Raw genomic sequence first — 17,613 nt, 5'->3', positions numbered from 1 at the left:
GGGCCCGGCCGCCCCGCCCCGGACCCACCCACCCCGGACCCACCCGTCCCCGACCGACGCGAGCCGGACTCCCCCGAGGAGGGCGAGGCCCGCGAGCGCGTAGAGCACGTACCGGTCGACGTACCAGGGGTGCACCAGCGAGACCGCGAGCAGCAGGCCAGGCGGCAGCAGCGTGAGCGGCAGGGCCGCGCGTACGAGCTCCCGCGCGGCCCCCCGGGCGAGGAGCAGCGAGGCGGCCGCGAGCACCCCGTACGCCGCCCAGTCCTGCCAGCTCGGCCGCCCTAGCCAGCCCAGCTGCTGCTGCGCCTGCCTCGCGCTGACCAGGGCGAGCGGCAGCAGTCCGGCGACCACCGCGCAGCCCGCGAGGCGCCAGCCGCGCGAGCGCCAGGCGGTGAAGGCGTGCGCGGGCAGGGCCAGTACGGCGAACTCGTGCAGCCAACAGCCCAGCAGCAGCACCGCGGCGTACGCGGCCCAGCGCTCGCGCAGCATCAGGTACGTGGCCCAGATGACGGCAGCGCTGACGAGGGCGTACGAGCGCCCCTCCTGGGCGTACATCTGCACGGGCGGGAGCGCGGCGTAGCCGAGCCCGGCGATGAGCGCGGCCCGCTCCGGCCGCTCCCCGGCCAGCCGGTGCGCGAGGGCGGCCACCCCGGCCGCGGCGAGGGCGGTGGCGGCCACGGACGGCAGCCGCAGGCTCCAGAGGCTGTCGCCGCCGACGGTGAACACCGCGCGCATCAGCAGGTAGTGGAGGCCGTGCACGGCGTCGACCCGGCCGAGCAGTTCCCACAGCTCGCCGGTCGGCCGGTGGGCGACCTGCCAGGTGACGGATTCGTCGCGCCACATGGAGCCGCCCCGCGGGAGGCCCCAGAGGCCGAGTGCGAGGGCGGCGAGCGGCGGCAGCCAGCGCCAGGGGGCGAAGCGGCTGATGTCTGCCTCCGGGTTCTATCCGTGCGGGTGGTGCGGACTCCATACTCGGGGTTCAGCCGGATACCTGCGGGGGTGGGGCGTGCGAGCACGTGGATGGCGAGTCGGTCTGATGGCCGCGACCGCGGCCCTGGCCTTGGTCCCCGCCTTGGGCGGATGTTCGTCGGACGGGCCCAAGGACGGGGCTTCGCCGGGGGCGACGGCGAGTCCGGACTCCGGGGCGAGCGCGACCGCGAGCGCGACCGCGAGCGACGGATCCGGGACGCCCTCGGCGACGACGGCCACGCTGTCCCCGGGCCCCAGCCAGAGCCCGACCGGCCCCGCCCCGAACCCCTCCGCGAGCGCCTCGGCGTCCGTGCCCGCGCCGTCGGGCTCGGAGCCGGACACCGGCGCGACGCTCCTCGCGGTCACGCGCAGCGGCGGGATCGCGGGCAAGACGAGCACCCTGGTCATCAAGGGCGACGGATCGTTCCTGCGGCTCGACTCGAAGGCCGTCACGGTCGACCGCGACAAGCTCTCGCCGGCCGCCCTCGCGAAACTGCGCACCGCCCTGCGGAACGCGGACTTCCCCCATCTGCCCCGGATCTCGATGCCCGACCGGCCGGTCATCGACGCGTTCACCTACGCCTTCCGGCACGACGGCTACGAGGTGGCCGCCGCCCAGACCACGGTGCCGGAGCCGCTGCAGGACGTCCTGGCCGCCCTGCCGGCCTTCGAGCCGCGCTGAAGCCCGTCCCCGCCACCGTGATCTCCCGCAGCCTCCGGTCCAGGTGCCCGCGCAACAGGACCACCACGTCCAGGACCCCGGCGCCCGGCACCCCGGCACCCCGGCACCCCGGCACCCCGGCACCCCGGCACCCCGGCACCCCGGCACCCCGGCACCCCGGGAAGATCCAGTCCCGCCCGCGTTTGTGGCGGAAACCTCACATCCGGAACCCGTCATAGCCGCAGGCCGACCGCTCCTCTACGCTGCACCCCTACCACGCGGGATCTTCAGGGGCGGGACATGGAACAAACGCACACCACCACCCACAACGGCGCCGCCACCCCCGGCGCGCAGCGCCGGGTGCTCGTCGTCGAGGACGACCACACCATCGCCGAGGCCATCGCGGCCCGGCTGCGTGCGGAGGGCTTCCAGGTGCAGACGGCTGCCGACGGCCCGGCCGCCGTCGCCGCGGCCGAGAGCTGGCTGCCGGAGCTGCTGGTCCTGGACATCATGCTGCCGGGCTTCGACGGCCTGGAGGTCTGCCGCCGGGTCCAGGCCCAGCGGCCGGTCCCGGTGCTGATGCTGACGGCCCGGGACGACGAGACCGACCTGCTCGTCGGCCTCGGCGTCGGCGCCGACGACTACATGACGAAGCCCTTCTCGATGCGCGAGCTGGCCGCACGGGTCCACGTGCTCCTGCGGCGGGTGGAGCGGGCCACCCTGGCCGCCCACGCCCCGCGCGGGGCCACCCTGCGCCTGGGCGATCTGGAGATCGACCACGCGCAGCGCCGGGTGCGGGTGCACACCGAGGACGTGCACCTGACGCCGACCGAGTTCGATCTGCTGGTGTGCCTGGCGGGCACGCCGCGGGCGGTGCTCTCGCGCGAGCAGCTCCTCGCCGAGGTGTGGGACTGGGCCGACGCGTCGGGTACCCGTACGGTCGACAGCCACATCAAGGCCCTGCGCCGGAAGATCGGCGCCGAGCGGATCCGTACGGTCCACGGCGTCGGGTACGCCCTGGAGACCCCGGCGCAGCCTTGAGCGGGCACCGGGCACCGGGGCAGCGGCCTCCCGGGGGGCTGCGGCCCTTCTCGCCGTTCTCGATCAAGACGAAGCTGGGCACGCTCGTCGTGGTGTCGGTGTTCATCACCACGGGCCTGCTGATGGTGGCGATGCGCACGGCCACCGAGGTCCGCTTCATCACGGTGTTCTCGGTGATCGCCTCGATGCTGATCACCCAGTTCGTGGCGCACAGCCTGACGGCGCCGCTGGACGACATGACCACCGTGGCGCGGGCGATATCCCACGGCGACTACACCCGCCGGGTGCGCGGGGCCGGCCGCCGCGACGAGCTGGGCGACCTGGCCTCCACGATCAACCTGATGGCGGACGACCTGGAGGCGGTGGACCGGCACCGCAAGGAGCTCGTGGCCAACGTCTCGCACGAGCTGCGCACCCCGATCGCGGCCCTGCGCGCGGTCCTGGAGAACGTGGTGGACGGGGTCTCGGCCGCCGATCCGGAGACCATGCGGACGGCCCTGAAGCAGACGGAGCGGCTCGGCCGGCTGGTGGAGACCCTGCTGGACCTGTCGCGGGTCGACAACGGGGTGGTGCCGTTGCGGGCCCGCCGCTTCGAGGTGTGGCCCTACCTGTCGGGGGTGCTGAAGGAGTCGGGGCTGGCGGCGGCCGGCCGGCCTGGGCTGACCTCGGGTTCGGGCGGGCACACCCGCAACGACGTCCACCTCCACCTGGACGTGTTCCCGGCCGACCTGACGGCGCACGCGGACGCCGAGCGGCTGCACCAGGTGGTGGCGAACCTCATCGACAACGCGGTCAAGCACAGCCCGCCGCACGGCCGGGTCACGGTCCGGGCGCGGGCGGGTGAGGCTCCCGGGGGCCTGGAGCTGGAGGTCCGCGACGAGGGTCCGGGCATCCCGGAGGAGGAGCGCCACCGGGTCTTCGAGCGGTTCAACCGGGGCAGCGCGAGGGGCGGCGACGGCGGGACCGGCCTGGGCCTGGCCATCGCCCGCTGGGCGGTCGGGCTGCACGGAGGGCACATCGGGGTGGCCGAATCGTCACGGGGGTGCCGCATCCTCGTCACGCTTCCGGGCAGCTCACAGGCGCCGGGTTGACGTAGGGTTCGAGTGGGAAGGACATGATCTCGGCCACATTCGCCGGGATCCGTCAGGGGTGCGAAGCCAAGGGGGCCGCAACCACGGTGCCTCCTGCCCGAACCACGCTTGTTTCCCGCCATTCCAAGCGGTGAAACCCGCCGTTCGATGTGACCTGCGCGACGGAAGTCCCGCCCGGTCTGCATCTCACGGCTCGGGAGGCGTAGCCTTTATTCCCGCTGTCCATACCTTGTGAAGCGGAAGAGGGCGGTTGCCGCCGTGTCGCCACAGTCCCCCAGTAACTCGAGCACCACGACCGAAGCAGGAGAAGGCGGGAAGAACCCTGCCCCAGGCTTCGGCGCCAATGAGTGGCTCGTCGACGAGATCTACCAGCAGTACCTCCAGGACCCGAACTCGGTCGACCGGGCCTGGTGGGACTTCTTCGCCGATTACAAGCCGGGCGGCGCCGCCGCTCCGGTGAAGGCGGATAAGCCCACGGATCGGCCCACTCCCCCCACCGCGACGACGGACGGCGCCTCCGCACAGGCCGCCGCCCCCGTCACCGCCGCATCGCCCCAGGCGTCCGACGCCGCCGCCACGGGGGCGGCGAGCGCCACGCCCGCGGCTCCCGGCGCCGAGGCCACCACGCCTGTGTCAGCTCCTGCCCCTGTACCTGCCACCCCCTCTGGTGCCCCTGCTGTGACTGTCACCTCCCAGGCCCCGGCCGCCGCACCGGCCGCGCCTCCCGCCGCAAGCGTCGGCTCCACCGGAGCGGCTCACGCCGCGCCCTCTACCGGGGCTCCGGCTGCCCCGGCCGCCGCCCCCTCCCCCGTAGCCCAGAAGGCCGCGCCCACCACCGAGGCCCCTGCCGGCCCCGAACTGGTGACGCTCCGCGGCCCGGCGGCGGCCGTGGTCAAGAACATGAACGCCTCGCTGGAAGTGCCGACGGCCACGTCCGTCCGCGCCGTGCCGGTGAAGCTGCTGTTCGACAACCGCATCGTCATCAACAACCACCTGAAGCGTGCCCGGGGCGGGAAGATCTCCTTCACCCACCTCATCGGCTACGCGATGGTGCAGGCCATCAAGGCCATGCCGTCGATGAACTACTCCTTCGCGGAGAAGGACGGCAAGCCGACCCTGGTCAAGCCGGAGCACATCAACTTCGGTCTCGCGATCGACCTGGTGAAGCCCAACGGCGACCGCCAGCTCGTCGTCGCGGGCATCAAGAAGGCCGAGACGCTCAACTTCTTCGAGTTCTGGCAGGCCTACGAGGACATCGTCCGCCGGGCCCGCATCGGCAAGCTGACGATGGACGACTTCACGGGCGTCACCGTCTCGCTGACCAACCCCGGCGGCCTGGGCACCGTCCACTCCGTGCCCCGCCTGATGCCCGGACAGTCGGTCATCATGGGCGTCGGCTCGATGGACTACCCGGCCGAGTTCCAGGGCACCTCCCAGGACACCCTGAACAAGCTGGGCATCTCCAAGGTCATGACCCTGACCTCGACCTACGACCACCGGGTCATCCAGGGCGCGGCCTCCGGCGAGTTCCTGCGCGTCGTCGCGAACATGCTGCTCGGCGAGAGCGGCTTCTACGACGACGTCTTCGAAGCGCTGCGCATCCCGTACGAGCCGGTCCGCTGGCTCCGGGACATCGACGCCTCGCACGACGACGACGTCACGAAGGCCGCCCGCGTCTTCGAGCTGATCCACTCCTACCGGGTCCGCGGCCACGTCATGGCCGACACCGACCCGCTGGAGTACAAGCAGCGCAAGCACCCCGACCTCGACATCACCGAGCACGGCCTCACCCTGTGGGACCTGGAGCGCGAGTTCGCGGTCGGCGGCTTCTCCGGCAAGTCGATGATGAAGCTGCGCGACATCCTCGGCGTGCTGCGCGACTCGTACTGCCGCACCACCGGTGTCGAGTTCATGCACATCCAGGACCCGAAGCAGCGCCGCTGGATCCAGGACCGCATCGAGCGTCCGCACTCCAAGCCGGAGCGCGAGGAGCAGCTGCGCATCCTGCGCCGGCTGAACGCCGCGGAGGCCTTCGAGACCTTCCTGCAGACGAAGTACGTCGGCCAGAAGCGCTTCTCGCTGGAGGGCGGCGAGTCCGTCATCCCGCTGCTCGACGCCGTCATCGACTCGGCCGCCGAGGCCCGCCTCGAAGAGGTCGCGATCGGCATGGCCCACCGCGGCCGGCTGAACGTCCTGGCGAACATCGTCGGCAAGTCGTACGCGCAGATCTTCCGCGAGTTCGAGGGCAACCTCGACCCGAAGTCCATGCACGGCTCCGGCGACGTCAAGTACCACCTGGGCGCCAACGGCACCTTCACGGGCCTGGACGGCGAGCAGATCAAGGTCTCGCTCGTCGCGAACCCCTCGCACCTGGAGGCGGTGGACCCGGTCCTGGAGGGCGTGGTCCGCGCCAAGCAGGACATCATCAACAAGGGCGGCACGGACTTCACGGTCCTGCCCGTCGCCCTGCACGGCGACGCGGCCTTCGCGGGCCAGGGTGTGGTCGCCGAGACGCTGAACATGTCGCAGCTGCGCGGCTACCGCACCGGCGGCACCGTGCACGTGGTCATCAACAACCAGGTCGGCTTCACCGCCGCCCCGGAGTCCTCGCGTTCCTCGATGTACGCGACCGACGTGGCCCGCATGATCGAGGCGCCGATCTTCCACGTGAACGGCGACGACCCGGAGGCCGTGGTCCGCATCGCGCGGCTCGCCTTCGAGTTCCGTCAGGCGTTCAACAAGGACGTGGTCATCGACCTCATCTGCTACCGCCGCCGCGGGCACAACGAGTCCGACAACCCGGCGTTCACGCAGCCGCTGATGTACGACCTGATCGACAAGAAGCGTTCGGTGCGCAAGCTGTACACCGAGTCGCTCATCGGTCGCGGCGACATCACGCTGGAAGAGGCGGAGCAGGCGCTCCAGGACTTCCAGGGCCAGCTGGAGAAGGTCTTCGCGGAGGTCCGCGAGGCCGCCACGCAGCCCGCGGACCACGCACTGGTGGCGCCCGCCCAGACCGCGCAGGAGTTCCCGGTCGCCGTGGACACCGCGATCTCCCAGGAGGTCGTCAAGCGGATCGCCGAGGCCCAGGTCAACATCCCGGACACGGTCACCGTCCACCCGCGTCTGCTGCCGCAGCTCCAGCGCCGCGCGGCGATGATCGACGAGGGCACCATCGACTGGGGCATGGGCGAGACGCTGGCCTTCGGCTCGCTGCTGATGGAGGGCACCCCGGTCCGGCTGTCCGGGCAGGATTCCCGCCGCGGCACGTTCGGCCAGCGCCACGCGGTCCTCATCGACCGGGAGACCGGCGAGGACTACACCCCGCTGCTGTACCTGTCGGAGGACCAGGCCCGCTACAACGTCTACGACTCGCTGCTCTCCGAGTACGCGGCCATGGGCTTCGAGTACGGCTACTCGCTGGCCCGCCCGGACGCGCTGGTCCTCTGGGAGGCCCAGTTCGGTGACTTCGTCAACGGCGCGCAGACCGTCGTCGACGAGTTCATCTCCTCGGCCGAGCAGAAGTGGGGCCAGACGTCCGGCGTCACGCTCCTCCTCCCGCACGGTTACGAGGGCCAGGGCCCGGACCACAGCTCGGCCCGCCCGGAGCGGTTCCTGCAGATGTGCGCGCAGGACAACATGACCGTGGCGATGCCCACGCTCCCGTCGAACTACTTCCACCTCCTGCGGTGGCAGGTCCACAACCCGCACCACAAGCCGCTCATCGTCTTCACGCCGAAGTCGATGCTGCGCCTGAAGGCCGCGGCGTCGAAGGCGGAGGAGTTCACGACCGGTTCGTTCCGTCCGGTCATCGGCGACTCCACCGTGGACCCGAACGCGGTCCGCAAGGTCGTGTTCTGCGCGGGCAAGGTCTACTACGACCTGGAGGCCGAGCGGGAGAAGCGCGGCATCACCGACACGGCGATCCTGCGCATCGAGCGGCTGTACCCGCTGCCGGGCGCGGAACTCCAGGCGGAGATCGCCAAGTTCCCGAACGCGGCGAAGTACATCTGGGCCCAGGAGGAGCCGGCGAACCAGGGTGCGTGGCCGTTCATCGCGCTGAACCTGATCGACCACCTCGACCTGGCGGTCGGCGCGGACGTCCCGGCCGGCGAGCGCCTGCGGCGCATCTCCCGCCCGCACGGCTCGTCGCCGGCGGTCGGTTCGGCCAAGCGCCACCAGGCGGAGCAGCAGCTCCTCCTGAACGAGGTCTTCGGAGCCTGACCGCTGCGCCGACCCGAACGGTGTGAAGGCCCGGTCCCTTCGGGGGCCGGGCCTTCCGGCGTCCACCGGAGGTCAGCCGCCCGTGAACGGGGCCAGGTTCGGGTGCGCCGCACACCAGGCCTGCCGGGTGCGTTCCACCGCCTCCCCGGCCACCGCGTGCTGGCCTCCGGGGGGCAGGACCCCGTCCATGGCCCGTTCGGCCGCCACCATCGAGTCCACGAACACCCGGCCCGCGCCGGTGAGTTCCGTACACCCCTGGAGCACCGGGAGCGCCGCCGCCACCTGGGAGCGGATCCGCGCGTGCTGCGCCCAGGCGCCCCTGGCCCCGTAGAGCGCCGCGCGCTGCCAGTAGCCCGCCAGCGCCAGGTGCGCGTACGCACCCCGCAGGAGGCCTTCCAGCGGCCGTGGATCGTCCCTCCAGGGGGCCCAGTACCGCGCGGAGCGGTCGGCGGTGTGCAGGGTGACCGCTTCCGCGAGGGCGGCGAGCTTGCCGTGCTGTACCTCGTGGACGAGGGTCGCGGCGAGCGCGGGCGGCGGCTGGGCCCGCGCCAGTACGGAGCCGGCCGCCGCGGGCAGGGTTCCGCCGGTGGCGCGGGAGCTGCCGGAGAGCGGGACGAGGGAGCGCAGGAGCCGGCCGGTCTCCTCCGCGCGGGCGGTGTCGTAGCGCCGCATCAGGGTGAGGGCGCCGGCCCACTGGGTGTCCCAGCGCTTGTGGCCCTTGGGCGTGAGTCGGCGGGCGGCGTGGTCGGCCGCCGAAGCCCGGTACGGGTCGAGGTCGTCGAGTGCGGTGCGCCCGCCGGGGAGCGCGTGCAGGGCCAGCACGGCCGGGTCCCCGGGGTCCCAGGAGCGCTCGGTGAGGGCGAAGGGGCCGGGGCGGGGCGGGCGCAGCAGCCCGAGGGTGGGCAGGACGAGGCGGCCGTGCAGGGGCCGCAGGGTGACCTTGAAGCAGATCCCGGCCCGCAGCCCCGCGGCGGCGGCGAGCGCCCCCAGGTGCGCCACGTCGGCCGGCGGCCCGTAGGGCGCGCGCAGCCGGCGCAGGGTCTCCTCGGCCCACATCCCGGTGGCCGGATAGTGCACCACGTCGGCCACCGCGCCGGGGTCGCGGCGGCCCGCCTCCTCCAGGAGGGCCCGGTACTCGGCGGCCTCCCCGCCGGGTACGGCGCCCTGGACGGCTTCGAACACCTCGCCCATCAGCTCCAGCCGCCGGGTCCGCCGTATGCCGCGCACCAGTGCGGTCCCCTCGGCGGACGGCTCGGTGGAACCGAGCTCCCGCAGTACGCCGTCGCTCGGCTCCGGGTGCCTCATCGCCTCACCTCCCGCCGTGGACGCTCCATCCCTGCCCGGGGGACGAGCTCCGCGAACGGCGGAAAGCGGTCACGTCCGTGTCCGCCCGCCGGGCGGATTATCCTGGCTGGAAAGACCCGACCACCGCACGGAGCCCGACTTGTACTTCACCGATCGCGGCATCGAGGAGCTGGAGAAGCGGCGCGGCGAGGAGGAGGTCACCTTCGAGTGGCTCGCCGAGCAGCTGCGCACCTTCGTCGACCTGAACCCGGACTTCGAGGTCCCGGTGGAACGCCTCGCCACCTGGCTGGCCCGCCTGGACGACGAGGACGACGACGTCTGAGAGCAGGTCCCGCGCACGACGAAGGGGCCCGACCGCCGATGCGGTCGGGCCCCTTCGTCATCGTCCCCGGGGACAGGGAGGACAAGGGCGCACTCAGGCGGCCTTGGTCTCCCAGAAGATGCGGTCGTTCCCCTGGGGGCCTGGTCTAGGTTTCCGTGACCTGCGGAAATGTCGATGACCAGGCATTTCCTAATGTCAGGATCTTGCAGCAACTAGCAGAAGCTAGGACGGCGCCGGGGGAACTATCAGGCACCGACTCGGAGTCGGTGGTCATGCCCCAGACTCCGCGCGCTTAACCGGCTTCCCACTGAGTGGGAAAAGTCATGACCCACCCCACCCCGGGGACCCCTCCCCTGGTCAGCGGCAACGCGGAACAGGACACTCCGGGCCTGGCGAGAAGGTGCGTGCACGCGACTCGAATTCGAGCGCGCCTCAGCCAGACTTCGAGCCACTGAGCTCCCGCGCTGCTGGCCAGAAAGAGGCAGGGACTCCCGGGTCAGCAGAGCGGGTGATCCCAACGCAGGGCCGGGTAGTCGCCGATCCAGTAGGTGTGGGAGCGCTCGGTCACGCGGAGGTGCACCTCAGTGATACCGGGCTGGCCGATGCCGTCCCATGCGCGGAGCGCCTGCTCGACGTCGTCCCACAGGGAGATGGGCCCGCCCTGACGTACGAGCCACTCGTCGCCGTCCTGCACGAGCTCGGCGAAGCTCTCGCGGTCCGGGTCGAAGAGGTAGACGAGAGCCCCGCCATCGCTGGTCTGGGCCCGCAAGACCTGGGCTGTGGGTGCTGCCAGCTGGGCCAGGAAGGCCGGCATCGGCTCGTTGAGCTCGGTGGGGGCCACGAGGGCCCGCCGCTCATTGTTGGGGTACGCCACCCGGGAGGACAGGTCTCCTGCGATCGGGGTGGCAGCCTGGGAACGCGCCTGCATGAAGTTGGCGTGGGACACGAACCGTCCCTCGGCCGTACCGTCCTGGCCGACCGTGACCTTGGCGAGGCCGGTCCCGGTGAGCAGTGACCCGACGGTGGCGAGGATGATGCCCCCGGGGCGGGTCTGCCGCACCCATGTGTAGGGGATGCGCAGGACACCGCAGGTGGCGATCACCCTGTCGTACGGGGCGCGGCGGGGCAGGCCGAGGAGTCCGTCCCCGGTGACGGTCCAGGTGGAGAAACCGGCAGTCTCCAGGGCCGCGTCGGCGCGGGCAGCGACTCCCGGGTCAACCTCGATGGTGGTGACGTTGTCCTCGCCCAGACGGTGACACATCAGGGCGGTGGAGTACCCCGTTCCGGTGCCGATCTCCAGCACCCGATGTCCGTCCTCGACCTCCAGTTCCTCGATCATCTCCAACACCAGCTGCGGAGCCGTGGACGATGAGGTCGGGATGCCTGGCACCGGGTCGGGGACCTGGTCGGCGGTGAGCTGGTTGTCGAGCTGTGTGACGAGGGACTCGTCGGAGTACGCGGTCCTGGTCCACTCCGCCGAGTCCGTGCCGGCGGTGGTCACCGGCCTCCAGAGCGTGCCAGCGGGCAGGAAGACGCCGGGGTCCAGAAACAGTTCGCGGGGGACGGCCTCGACGGCCTTCCGCCACGCGGGCGTCCGGATGGCGCCTGCGGCTTCGAGCCGGTCGGCGAGGGCCTGCCGCTCGGGGCTGGTATCGATCAAGGGGTTCCTCCTTGGGTGAGCAGGTCGGCGAAAGCGGCCGACATTGGGAGCCCAGTGCGCTCCTCCAGCCAGCCCCATTGGCCGTTCGGGTTCAGTTCCAGGAGCCAGTACGTTCCGGCGCGGTCGACTGCGAGGTCGAAGCTTCCGGACGCGAGGCCGAAGGCGTCGAGGAAGGCGAGTAGCGCCGATTCCAGGGGGGTGGGCAGGGTGATGACCGAGTACGCCAGGGCAGAGTAGTCCCGCCGCCAGTCCAGGAGATCGGACTCGATGCGCACGGCGAAGACGCGGCGGCCCACGATCAGGACGCGGACGTCGCACGCCTTGTCGACGCGTAGCTGGAAGAGGTGCGGGGCGACTCGGACCCGGTCGTCGATTTCGTCTGCGGTGACCTGCTCCGCCCACGACACCACGGGGATGCCGTCGCGCTGGTAGGACGTTGCCCGCAACGTCTTGTGGATCACTGCGGGGTGAGCTGCGACGAACTCGCGCGCCTCGCCCGGGTCGTTGGTGATGAGGGTGGCCGGCACGGCGAGGTCAAGGCGCTCGGCGTGCGCCAGCTGGTGGGGCTTGTAGTCGGCCTCGGCGTTCCTCAGGGGGTGATTCACCCACAGCGGATCAGTGAGGGCGTGCAGGACGCCACCGAGTCCGTATCGCGTCTGCGCGGCGGCGAATCGGGCGTCGTCGGGGCTCAGGTGCGGGAAGGTCGGCCAGGTGGGCCGGCGCCAGTACACGGACCGCACGTCATCCAAGCGGGCGGCTCTCGACGGGGTGAGCATCCGCCCGGCCGCGTGGGCCGGGCGGATGCCGTACCGAGCCGAGACCGTCAGGCTGTCGCCGATGTCGGCGGGGTTGAACCTGACTACCGGCACACTTCGCCGGTTGAGTTCGGTGATGACCATGTCGGCGGTGACATCATCCGCCTCGGTAGCCACCAGGACGGGCCTCTCCTCGGTTGTACGCATTAGTCCTGCTGGTCGTCCTGGTCGCTGCCCTGGTCGGTGGTGCCCGGCCCTCCGTCGGGGCTGGTCTGCGTCGTGGTTCCCGTGGCGCTGCTGGTGCCGTGCTGGCCCATCTCGACCACCTGACCGTTGCGGTCGCGGAAGACGCCGAGCTGAGTGGCGGGGTCGATGGTGACGGAGGCCTGCGGGACCTGCACGATGGTGGTGTAGGGGGCGAGACGGCTGCTTCCCCACGGGGTCACGGGCGCAGAAGACATGATGGACATGGGACTCCGATCGGTAGATGAACCCGGCCCCGGACGGGACCGGGAAGTCAGAGGGTGTCGGCGATGTCGCCGAGCTTGACGCGCGCGGCCAGGAGCAGCGGCGCCATCTGGGCCAGGCGGTCGGCCAGGGCCTCCTCGCCGGGGCCGCAGTCCAGGAAGCGGCTTCGCCGCCAGCACTGGAGCGGGTCGTGGTGGACGGTCCAGGCGGAGCCGCAGAGCCGGCAGTCGGCCATGGGGCCGCCGTACTTGACGGCGATCGGCGCCAGCAGGCCGCACCCGGCGCACCGCATGTATGCGAGGGTGCACACACCCTCGGGGTGGGCCTCGGAGGTCTCGACCGCCAACGTCAGGCGGGAGAGGTCGAAGGCCTCGCGCTCCATACGGTCCGGGTCCTCCCTCATCACCCCGCCTCCCGGAAGATCCCGACGACGAGGGCCGCCGCACCCGCGAGGACGACCAGCACGTAAACCGCCTGACGTGCGCGCTCACCCATGGGACGCCGCCTCCTTGGCCGGGGCCGGCGGGGGGACTTCGGCGGCCTCGGCGAGCCGGGCGGCCCCGACGCGGACGAGGAGCTGGACAACCGCGGTGCGGCAGAAGTACGACCCGGAGGCGGGCAACGCGGCCCAGTAGATCGGCCGGTGCGGGGTGGCTCGGACGAGGCTGGGGCCCGGCACTCCGAGATGCGTGCCGGGGCCCAGACACTCGACGCCCGCCCGGATTCTCCAGCGATCCTTCGTTCCGGGCGCGACGAGGGCGTAGTGGTTCCGGCCCCGCGAGTCGTGGATGACGGCCCCCTCCACGGCCCAGGTGAGGGCGAAGTCAACGACGGCGTCCTCGGCGCTCCCCATGGCCGCGTGGACGATGGCATCGGGGATGCGGACTACCTCAAAGCGGCCGAGTCGCAGGAGGGCAAGCCCGTGGTCCTGCCATTCGTTCTCGGCCTGGTTCGGCTCGGGGTTGCTGGCTGCGAGCCACCTATGGAAGTCGTGGTTCACGGGGTGGCCTCGGGCTGGTGAGCCGCGGACTGGCCGACAAGATGGTCCCGCAGGGTCCGGGCCTCGCGGCGGGTCAGGACGAGCTCGCTCGCGCCCTGGTGGACGTCCACGTCGAACAGGTCGATCGGGACCCGCACTTCCCCGGTCTCGGTGTCCGTCTGGGGCTGTGTGTCGCGCGTCAGTGAGGCGTGCCAGCCTCGAACCATCGTGCACCTCCTGGGTGATGACGTGTCGTCACCGTATGGGTGCACACAGCAAGGTAGGGGGACAGCTTGCCCCCCTACCCCAGGTTGTCCCTGCCTAGGCGGTGGCGATGCCGACGGCCTCCGCGAGGGTGCTGGCTTCGGCTCGCAGCGCGCGCGGAGCCTCTCGCCACAGATCCAGGACCGCCGTGCGGGCGGCCGGGGTGTAGGCCACGGTCTCCGAGCTGATCTCGTGGGCGATCTGCATGACATGCAGCGCGGCCGTACGGTCCCCCCTCTGGATGTGCCCACGGGCCACCTCGACCCAGAGCCGTGAACGTCGCTCGCGCGACGGCATGGCGTCCGGGTCCACCTCGTCGGCGAGCGTCAGGGCCTGGCGGGAGGCGGACAGGTCGGTGGCGACGCTGATCTGGTGGAAGTCCACGTTCGCCCTACCGAACATGGTGGAGGCGTGGACGTAGCCGGGGGCGAGGGACTTGGCGACTTGGTCGCCAGCGTCCCAGTACCGCCAGGCGTCACCGGCACGGCCGGCGCGGGCGGCGGTGACGGCCGCATGCAGCTGGAGCGCGCCGTAGATCCCTCTCCAGTCGGCCGGGGCGCCGTCGAGGTGGGGGCGGAGCAGGGACGCGGCGTCCTGTACGAAGGCCAGGGCCTCGTCGGCGCTCGCGGTGCTGCGGAGGATGTTCCCGAGGCTCCATGCTGCGGCGGCGATGGCGGAAGGGTCGTCAGAGGCCTGCGCGGCGGCCAGAGCCCGGTCCGCGACGACCCAGGCCATTTCGGCGGGGGCGATGTAGGCAGTGGCCTGCCCGGTGAGCCGGTACGTCTCCGCCAGGGCGACGTAAGCCGAGCGGCGCCGATCCCCTTCGAGGGAGCGGACTGCCGTCTCGGCATCCCGGATGAGGGCGGGCAGGCGCGCCCCGACCTGCGTACGGTTCCGGTCGGATTCGTGCCAGAGCCGCCAGGCTTCGTCCACACGGTTTTTGAGTGCGGCGGGGTCCGGCGGCGTCTCTGGGAGGTCCCAGAGCAGCGGCCGGGCCATCACGGCTTCCCAGACGGCGGGCATGGAGGAATGGGCCAGCCGGCCGCCGCCGATGACCGGGGTGGCTACTTCTGCATCGCTGCCCGTAAGGAGCTGGAGGTCGTCGAGCTGGAGCGCGCCGGCCAGACGCATCAAGAGGGCATGCGAGCGGAGCTCACGCTCGCCCGATTCGATCTTCTTGAGCCAGTCCGGTCCACGTCCGCAGAGGCCCGCCAGCACGGGACGGGACATCCCGCGCGATTCACGGAGGAGTCGGATTCGCTCGCCGGTGGTGAGGTTGCTGGGGATGTCCACGAAGTAGTGCCCCTTCTCGAATATGCCGTACCGCCAGCGTACGGCCGCCTGTTGGGGCAGGGGAATGACGAAAGTGCCCCCCTGCTCGGCGGAGGGCCGGGCAGGGGGCGATGGCCAGCCCGTTCGGCCCCTGGGGGAGCATGTCGCCGGGCGTCGGCATCTCAGTCCTCCTCTACGACGATGGGGCGGATCCGGTCCGCACCGGGGGTCAGCTCCCAGGACCATGCGCGGGCCACGACCTCGGCGCCGGCAGGATGGCGGGGGAGCTTTCAATCACGACGCGCACCGTGTCGCCGAGCGCCCAGTCCCGGCCGAGCCGCGGCGCACAGGAGGCGACGGCCTCGACGGACCACACGCTCGACCCGGTCCGCATCAGGGCGAGCGCGCGAGCAGCGTGGGCGGCGAGCTGGTCAGGGTCGGTGATCCCGCTCGCGGGGGTGAAGCGGTAGGTGAAGCGGGGCCAGCCGCTGGCCTCGAGGTCGGCCGCGATCTGGTCGGGGCTCGTGAGACGTGACGCCCCCCTCTCCTTCGCCGCGCGCGGTGACGAGGGGGTGGCTCCGCGGCCGGCCTCGTACGACTCGGCCAGCGCGTACTCCGCGATGCACCCGGGAAGGTCGAACACGGCCTCCGGCTCGGCGAGCTGGAGGCCGACCTTCGCCCGGACCCGTACCGGAAGCGAGAATGGGATCGCGTGCGAGCACTGCCTTGCGGAAGCCGTGTTCGTGCTCGCGTCCGTATCCGCGCTGTCCCGCGTGCCTGCTCGGCCTTCGATCGGCAGTCCGCGCAGCGTCCGCCCTGGTCTGTGTACTCCGGGCATCCACGAGCGAGACGTCATGGAAGGAGTGGGGGCCACAGCCGCGTGATCCACTCCCATCTCCCAAACGTCTCCCAGATGATCTTGGGAGAGCCCAACGGCCCGGCCGCTTGAAGCGGTCGGGCCGTTGTCATTTGCGCTCTGACCAGCAGCGCAGGAAGATCCCTCGGGCGCCCAAGATCAGGCGGCCTTGGTCTCCCAGAAGATGCGGTCGATCTCGGCGATGAGCTCCAGCGCCTTGGCGCCGGTCGCCGGGTCGTTCGACGCCTTGGCGGCCGAGAGGGCCTTCAGGGTGTCGTTGACCAGGGCGTGCAGCTGCGGGTACTTCTCGAAGTGCGGCGGCTTGAAGTAGTCGCTCCACAGCACCGAAACGTGGTGCTTCGCGAGCTCGGCGCGCTGCTCCTTGATGGTGATGGCGCGCGCGCGGAAGTCGGCGTCGTCGTTGGCCTGGTACTTCTCCTGCACGGCCTTGACGGACTCGGCCTCGATGCGGGCCTGGGCAGGGTCGTACACGCCACACGGCAGATCGCAGTGGGCGGAGACCTTCGCCTTGGGGGCGAAGAGGCGGGAAAGCATGGAGTTTGTCCTCCTCGTGATCGTCTTCTCAAGGGGGAGATTACTCCGTGAGGGAGACGATTTCGCGGCCGCCCCCATGGGCTTGGGACAAAAGTCCAGGGCCGTGCCCGGGCCGGTGCGCGAATGTACGGAAGAGTGCGGCAGCATGCGAGGTCGGACAAGGTGCGGGTGAGGAGGTCAGGATGGGCCGGAACACGCCCTCGGGACGGCGGACGCCGTCGCTGTGGTCGTCGCCGTTGAAGCGGATCGGCATCCTCGAGGTGACGGGCCCTTCGATGGCGCCGACGCTCGAACACGGGGACCAGTTGCTGGTCCGGTACGGGGCGCCCGTGCGGCCGGGGCACGTCGTGGTGCTGCGCCACCCGTTCCAGCAAGACCTGCTGGTCGTGAAGCGGGCGGCGGAGCGGCGGCCGGGCGGCTGGTGGGTGCTGGGCGACAACCCGTACAACGAGACGGGCGACAGCACCGACTACGGGACGGTCCCCGACGAGCTGGTCCTGGCGACCGGGGTGGCCCGCTTCAGGCCGCGCCCCCGGCCGGAGCACGTGGTGGAGGATCAGCGTTCGCTGAGGGCCCGCGTCTCCTGGGCGCTCTCGGCGCTGCGTCCGCTGCGGGCGGACTCCTCGGCTTCCAGGCGCTTGCGGGCGCGGTAGGCCGCGACGTTGGCGCGGGTGGCGCACCGGTCGGAGCAGTAGCGCCGGGAGCGGTTGGTGGAGGTGTCCAGGTAGGCGTTGCGGCAGGGCGCCGCCTGACAGAGGCCGAGCCGCCCCGGGCCGTGCTCGGTGAGGTGGAAGGCCAGCCCGAAGGACGCGATCGCGGCGTAGCCCGCGGAGGCGTTGGAGGGGTGGTCGGCGAGGTGGATGTGCCAGTGGGGGCCGCCGTGCTCGCCCACGGTCTCGTGGCCCGACACCTGGGGGCTCACCGGGAACTCCATGAGCAGCGAGTTGAGCAGGTCGACGGCGAGCACGTGGTCGCCGCCGTCGGCCGCCTCGAAGACGGCGCGCAGCCGGCCCCGGACGTTGCGGAAGCGGGTGACGTCGGTGTCGGTGACCCGGCGGGCCATCTGCACGCTGGCGCCGAAGAGCGCGCGTACGGCGTCGACGGAGGTCAGCGAGTCCTTGTTGCGGGCCGGCTCCTCGGTGTTGACCAGGCGCACGGCGTAGTCCGAGTAATGGGCCAGTTCCACTTGTA

General features: G+C 71.5%; 17 protein-coding genes and 1 pseudogene. 6 read left to right on the top strand and 12 right to left on the bottom strand.

Annotated features, from left to right (window positions below; all coding sequences use genetic code 11):
* A pseudogene (locus J7E97_RS11670) lies at positions 1–843 on the bottom strand (glycosyltransferase family 39 protein); the annotation flags it as partial.
* Positions 844–1,036: 193 nt separating this feature from the next.
* Here J7E97_RS11670 and J7E97_RS11665 point away from each other — a divergent pair.
* The 4 genes from J7E97_RS11665 (at position 1,037) to J7E97_RS11650 (ending at position 7,986) form a co-directional block, all read left to right on the top strand.
* Positions 1,037–1,651: a hypothetical protein gene (locus tag J7E97_RS11665; RefSeq protein WP_215025449.1), complete on the top strand. Its 615-nt coding sequence runs from the start codon at positions 1,037–1,039 to the stop codon at positions 1,649–1,651.
* Positions 1,652–1,930: 279 nt separating this feature from the next.
* Positions 1,931–2,671, top strand: a complete 741-nt coding sequence (locus tag J7E97_RS11660) for a response regulator transcription factor (RefSeq protein ID WP_215025446.1) — start codon at positions 1,931–1,933, stop codon at positions 2,669–2,671.
* Entirely contained in the window at positions 2,668–3,762 is a 1,095-nt protein-coding gene (locus tag J7E97_RS11655; protein WP_374224134.1) for an ATP-binding protein, read from the top strand. The genes J7E97_RS11660 and J7E97_RS11655 overlap by 4 nt, the downstream gene beginning before the upstream one ends.
* 258 nt (positions 3,763–4,020) lie before the next feature.
* Positions 4,021–7,986 (top strand): multifunctional oxoglutarate decarboxylase/oxoglutarate dehydrogenase thiamine pyrophosphate-binding subunit/dihydrolipoyllysine-residue succinyltransferase subunit, encoded by a 3,966-nt coding sequence (locus tag J7E97_RS11650; RefSeq protein ID WP_215025443.1) that lies wholly within the window; start codon positions 4,021–4,023, stop codon positions 7,984–7,986.
* Positions 7,987–8,058: 72 nt separating this feature from the next.
* Here the strand turns inward: J7E97_RS11650 and J7E97_RS11645 are convergent, their stop codons facing one another.
* The gene (locus J7E97_RS11645; protein ID WP_215025440.1) at positions 8,059–9,291 is read right to left on the bottom strand and encodes an HEXXH motif-containing putative peptide modification protein; all 1,233 of its coding nucleotides are present in this window, start codon (positions 9,289–9,291) and stop codon (positions 8,059–8,061) included.
* Positions 9,292–9,430: 139 nt separating this feature from the next.
* On the opposite strand from J7E97_RS11645, the gene J7E97_RS11640 reads away from it, so the two are divergent.
* Entirely contained in the window at positions 9,431–9,613 is a 183-nt protein-coding gene (locus J7E97_RS11640) for a DUF6104 family protein (RefSeq protein ID WP_215025437.1), read from the top strand.
* A gap of 496 nt (positions 9,614–10,109) precedes the next feature.
* Here J7E97_RS11640 and tgmC read toward each other — a convergent pair whose 3' ends face one another.
* The 9 genes from tgmC to sodN form a co-directional block, all read right to left on the bottom strand.
* The gene (gene tgmC, locus J7E97_RS11635) at positions 10,110–11,273 is read right to left on the bottom strand and encodes an ATP-grasp peptide maturase system methyltransferase (protein ID WP_215025434.1); all 1,164 of its coding nucleotides are present in this window, start codon (positions 11,271–11,273) and stop codon (positions 10,110–10,112) included.
* Positions 11,270–12,235 (bottom strand): ATP-grasp ribosomal peptide maturase, encoded by a 966-nt coding sequence (tgmB, locus tag J7E97_RS11630; RefSeq protein ID WP_215025432.1) that lies wholly within the window; start codon positions 12,233–12,235, stop codon positions 11,270–11,272. The genes tgmC and tgmB overlap by 4 nt, the downstream gene beginning before the upstream one ends.
* Entirely contained in the window at positions 12,235–12,489 is a 255-nt protein-coding gene (gene tgmA / locus J7E97_RS11625; protein ID WP_374224133.1) for a putative ATP-grasp-modified RiPP, read from the bottom strand. The genes tgmB and tgmA overlap by 1 nt, the downstream gene beginning before the upstream one ends.
* Positions 12,490–12,545: 56 nt before the next feature.
* Positions 12,546–12,899: a hypothetical protein gene (locus J7E97_RS11620; RefSeq protein ID WP_215025426.1), complete on the bottom strand. Its 354-nt coding sequence runs from the start codon at positions 12,897–12,899 to the stop codon at positions 12,546–12,548.
* A gap of 84 nt (positions 12,900–12,983) precedes the next feature.
* Entirely contained in the window at positions 12,984–13,496 is a 513-nt protein-coding gene (locus tag J7E97_RS11615; protein WP_215025422.1) for a hypothetical protein, read from the bottom strand.
* Complete coding sequence (locus tag J7E97_RS11610) at positions 13,493–13,702, bottom strand: hypothetical protein (protein ID WP_215025420.1); 210 nt, start codon at positions 13,700–13,702, stop codon at positions 13,493–13,495. The genes J7E97_RS11615 and J7E97_RS11610 overlap by 4 nt, the downstream gene beginning before the upstream one ends.
* A 94-nt stretch (positions 13,703–13,796) precedes the next feature.
* Positions 13,797–15,032, bottom strand: coding sequence for a helix-turn-helix domain-containing protein (locus tag J7E97_RS11605; RefSeq protein WP_215025417.1), 1,236 nt, complete (start codon positions 15,030–15,032; stop codon positions 13,797–13,799).
* 208 nt (positions 15,033–15,240) lie between these two features.
* Positions 15,241–15,867: a hypothetical protein gene (locus J7E97_RS11600; RefSeq protein WP_215025414.1), complete on the bottom strand. Its 627-nt coding sequence runs from the start codon at positions 15,865–15,867 to the stop codon at positions 15,241–15,243.
* Between the two features lie 159 nt (positions 15,868–16,026).
* The gene (sodN, locus tag J7E97_RS11595; protein WP_215025411.1) at positions 16,027–16,422 is read right to left on the bottom strand and encodes a superoxide dismutase, Ni; all 396 of its coding nucleotides are present in this window, start codon (positions 16,420–16,422) and stop codon (positions 16,027–16,029) included.
* Positions 16,423–16,604: 182 nt separating this feature from the next.
* Here sodN and sodX point away from each other — a divergent pair, with 182 nt between their 5' ends.
* Complete coding sequence (gene sodX, locus J7E97_RS11590) at positions 16,605–17,075, top strand: nickel-type superoxide dismutase maturation protease (protein WP_215025409.1); 471 nt, start codon at positions 16,605–16,607, stop codon at positions 17,073–17,075.
* On the opposite strand, the gene J7E97_RS11585 is transcribed toward sodX, so the two are convergent.
* On the bottom strand, positions 16,979–17,608 hold the full coding sequence (locus tag J7E97_RS11585) for an ABATE domain-containing protein (RefSeq protein WP_215025406.1): 630 nt from the start codon (positions 17,606–17,608) through the stop codon (positions 16,979–16,981). The genes sodX and J7E97_RS11585 overlap by 97 nt on opposite strands.
* Between the last annotated feature and the right edge of the window lie 5 nt (positions 17,609–17,613).

The sequence above is a fragment of the Streptomyces sp. ISL-66 genome (genome assembly GCF_018614135.1).
In the GTDB taxonomy this organism is placed as follows: domain Bacteria; phylum Actinomycetota; class Actinomycetes; order Streptomycetales; family Streptomycetaceae; genus Streptomyces.
Note: the sequence above shows the minus strand (reverse complement) of the source record. Positions and strands in the feature narration are given on the sequence as shown.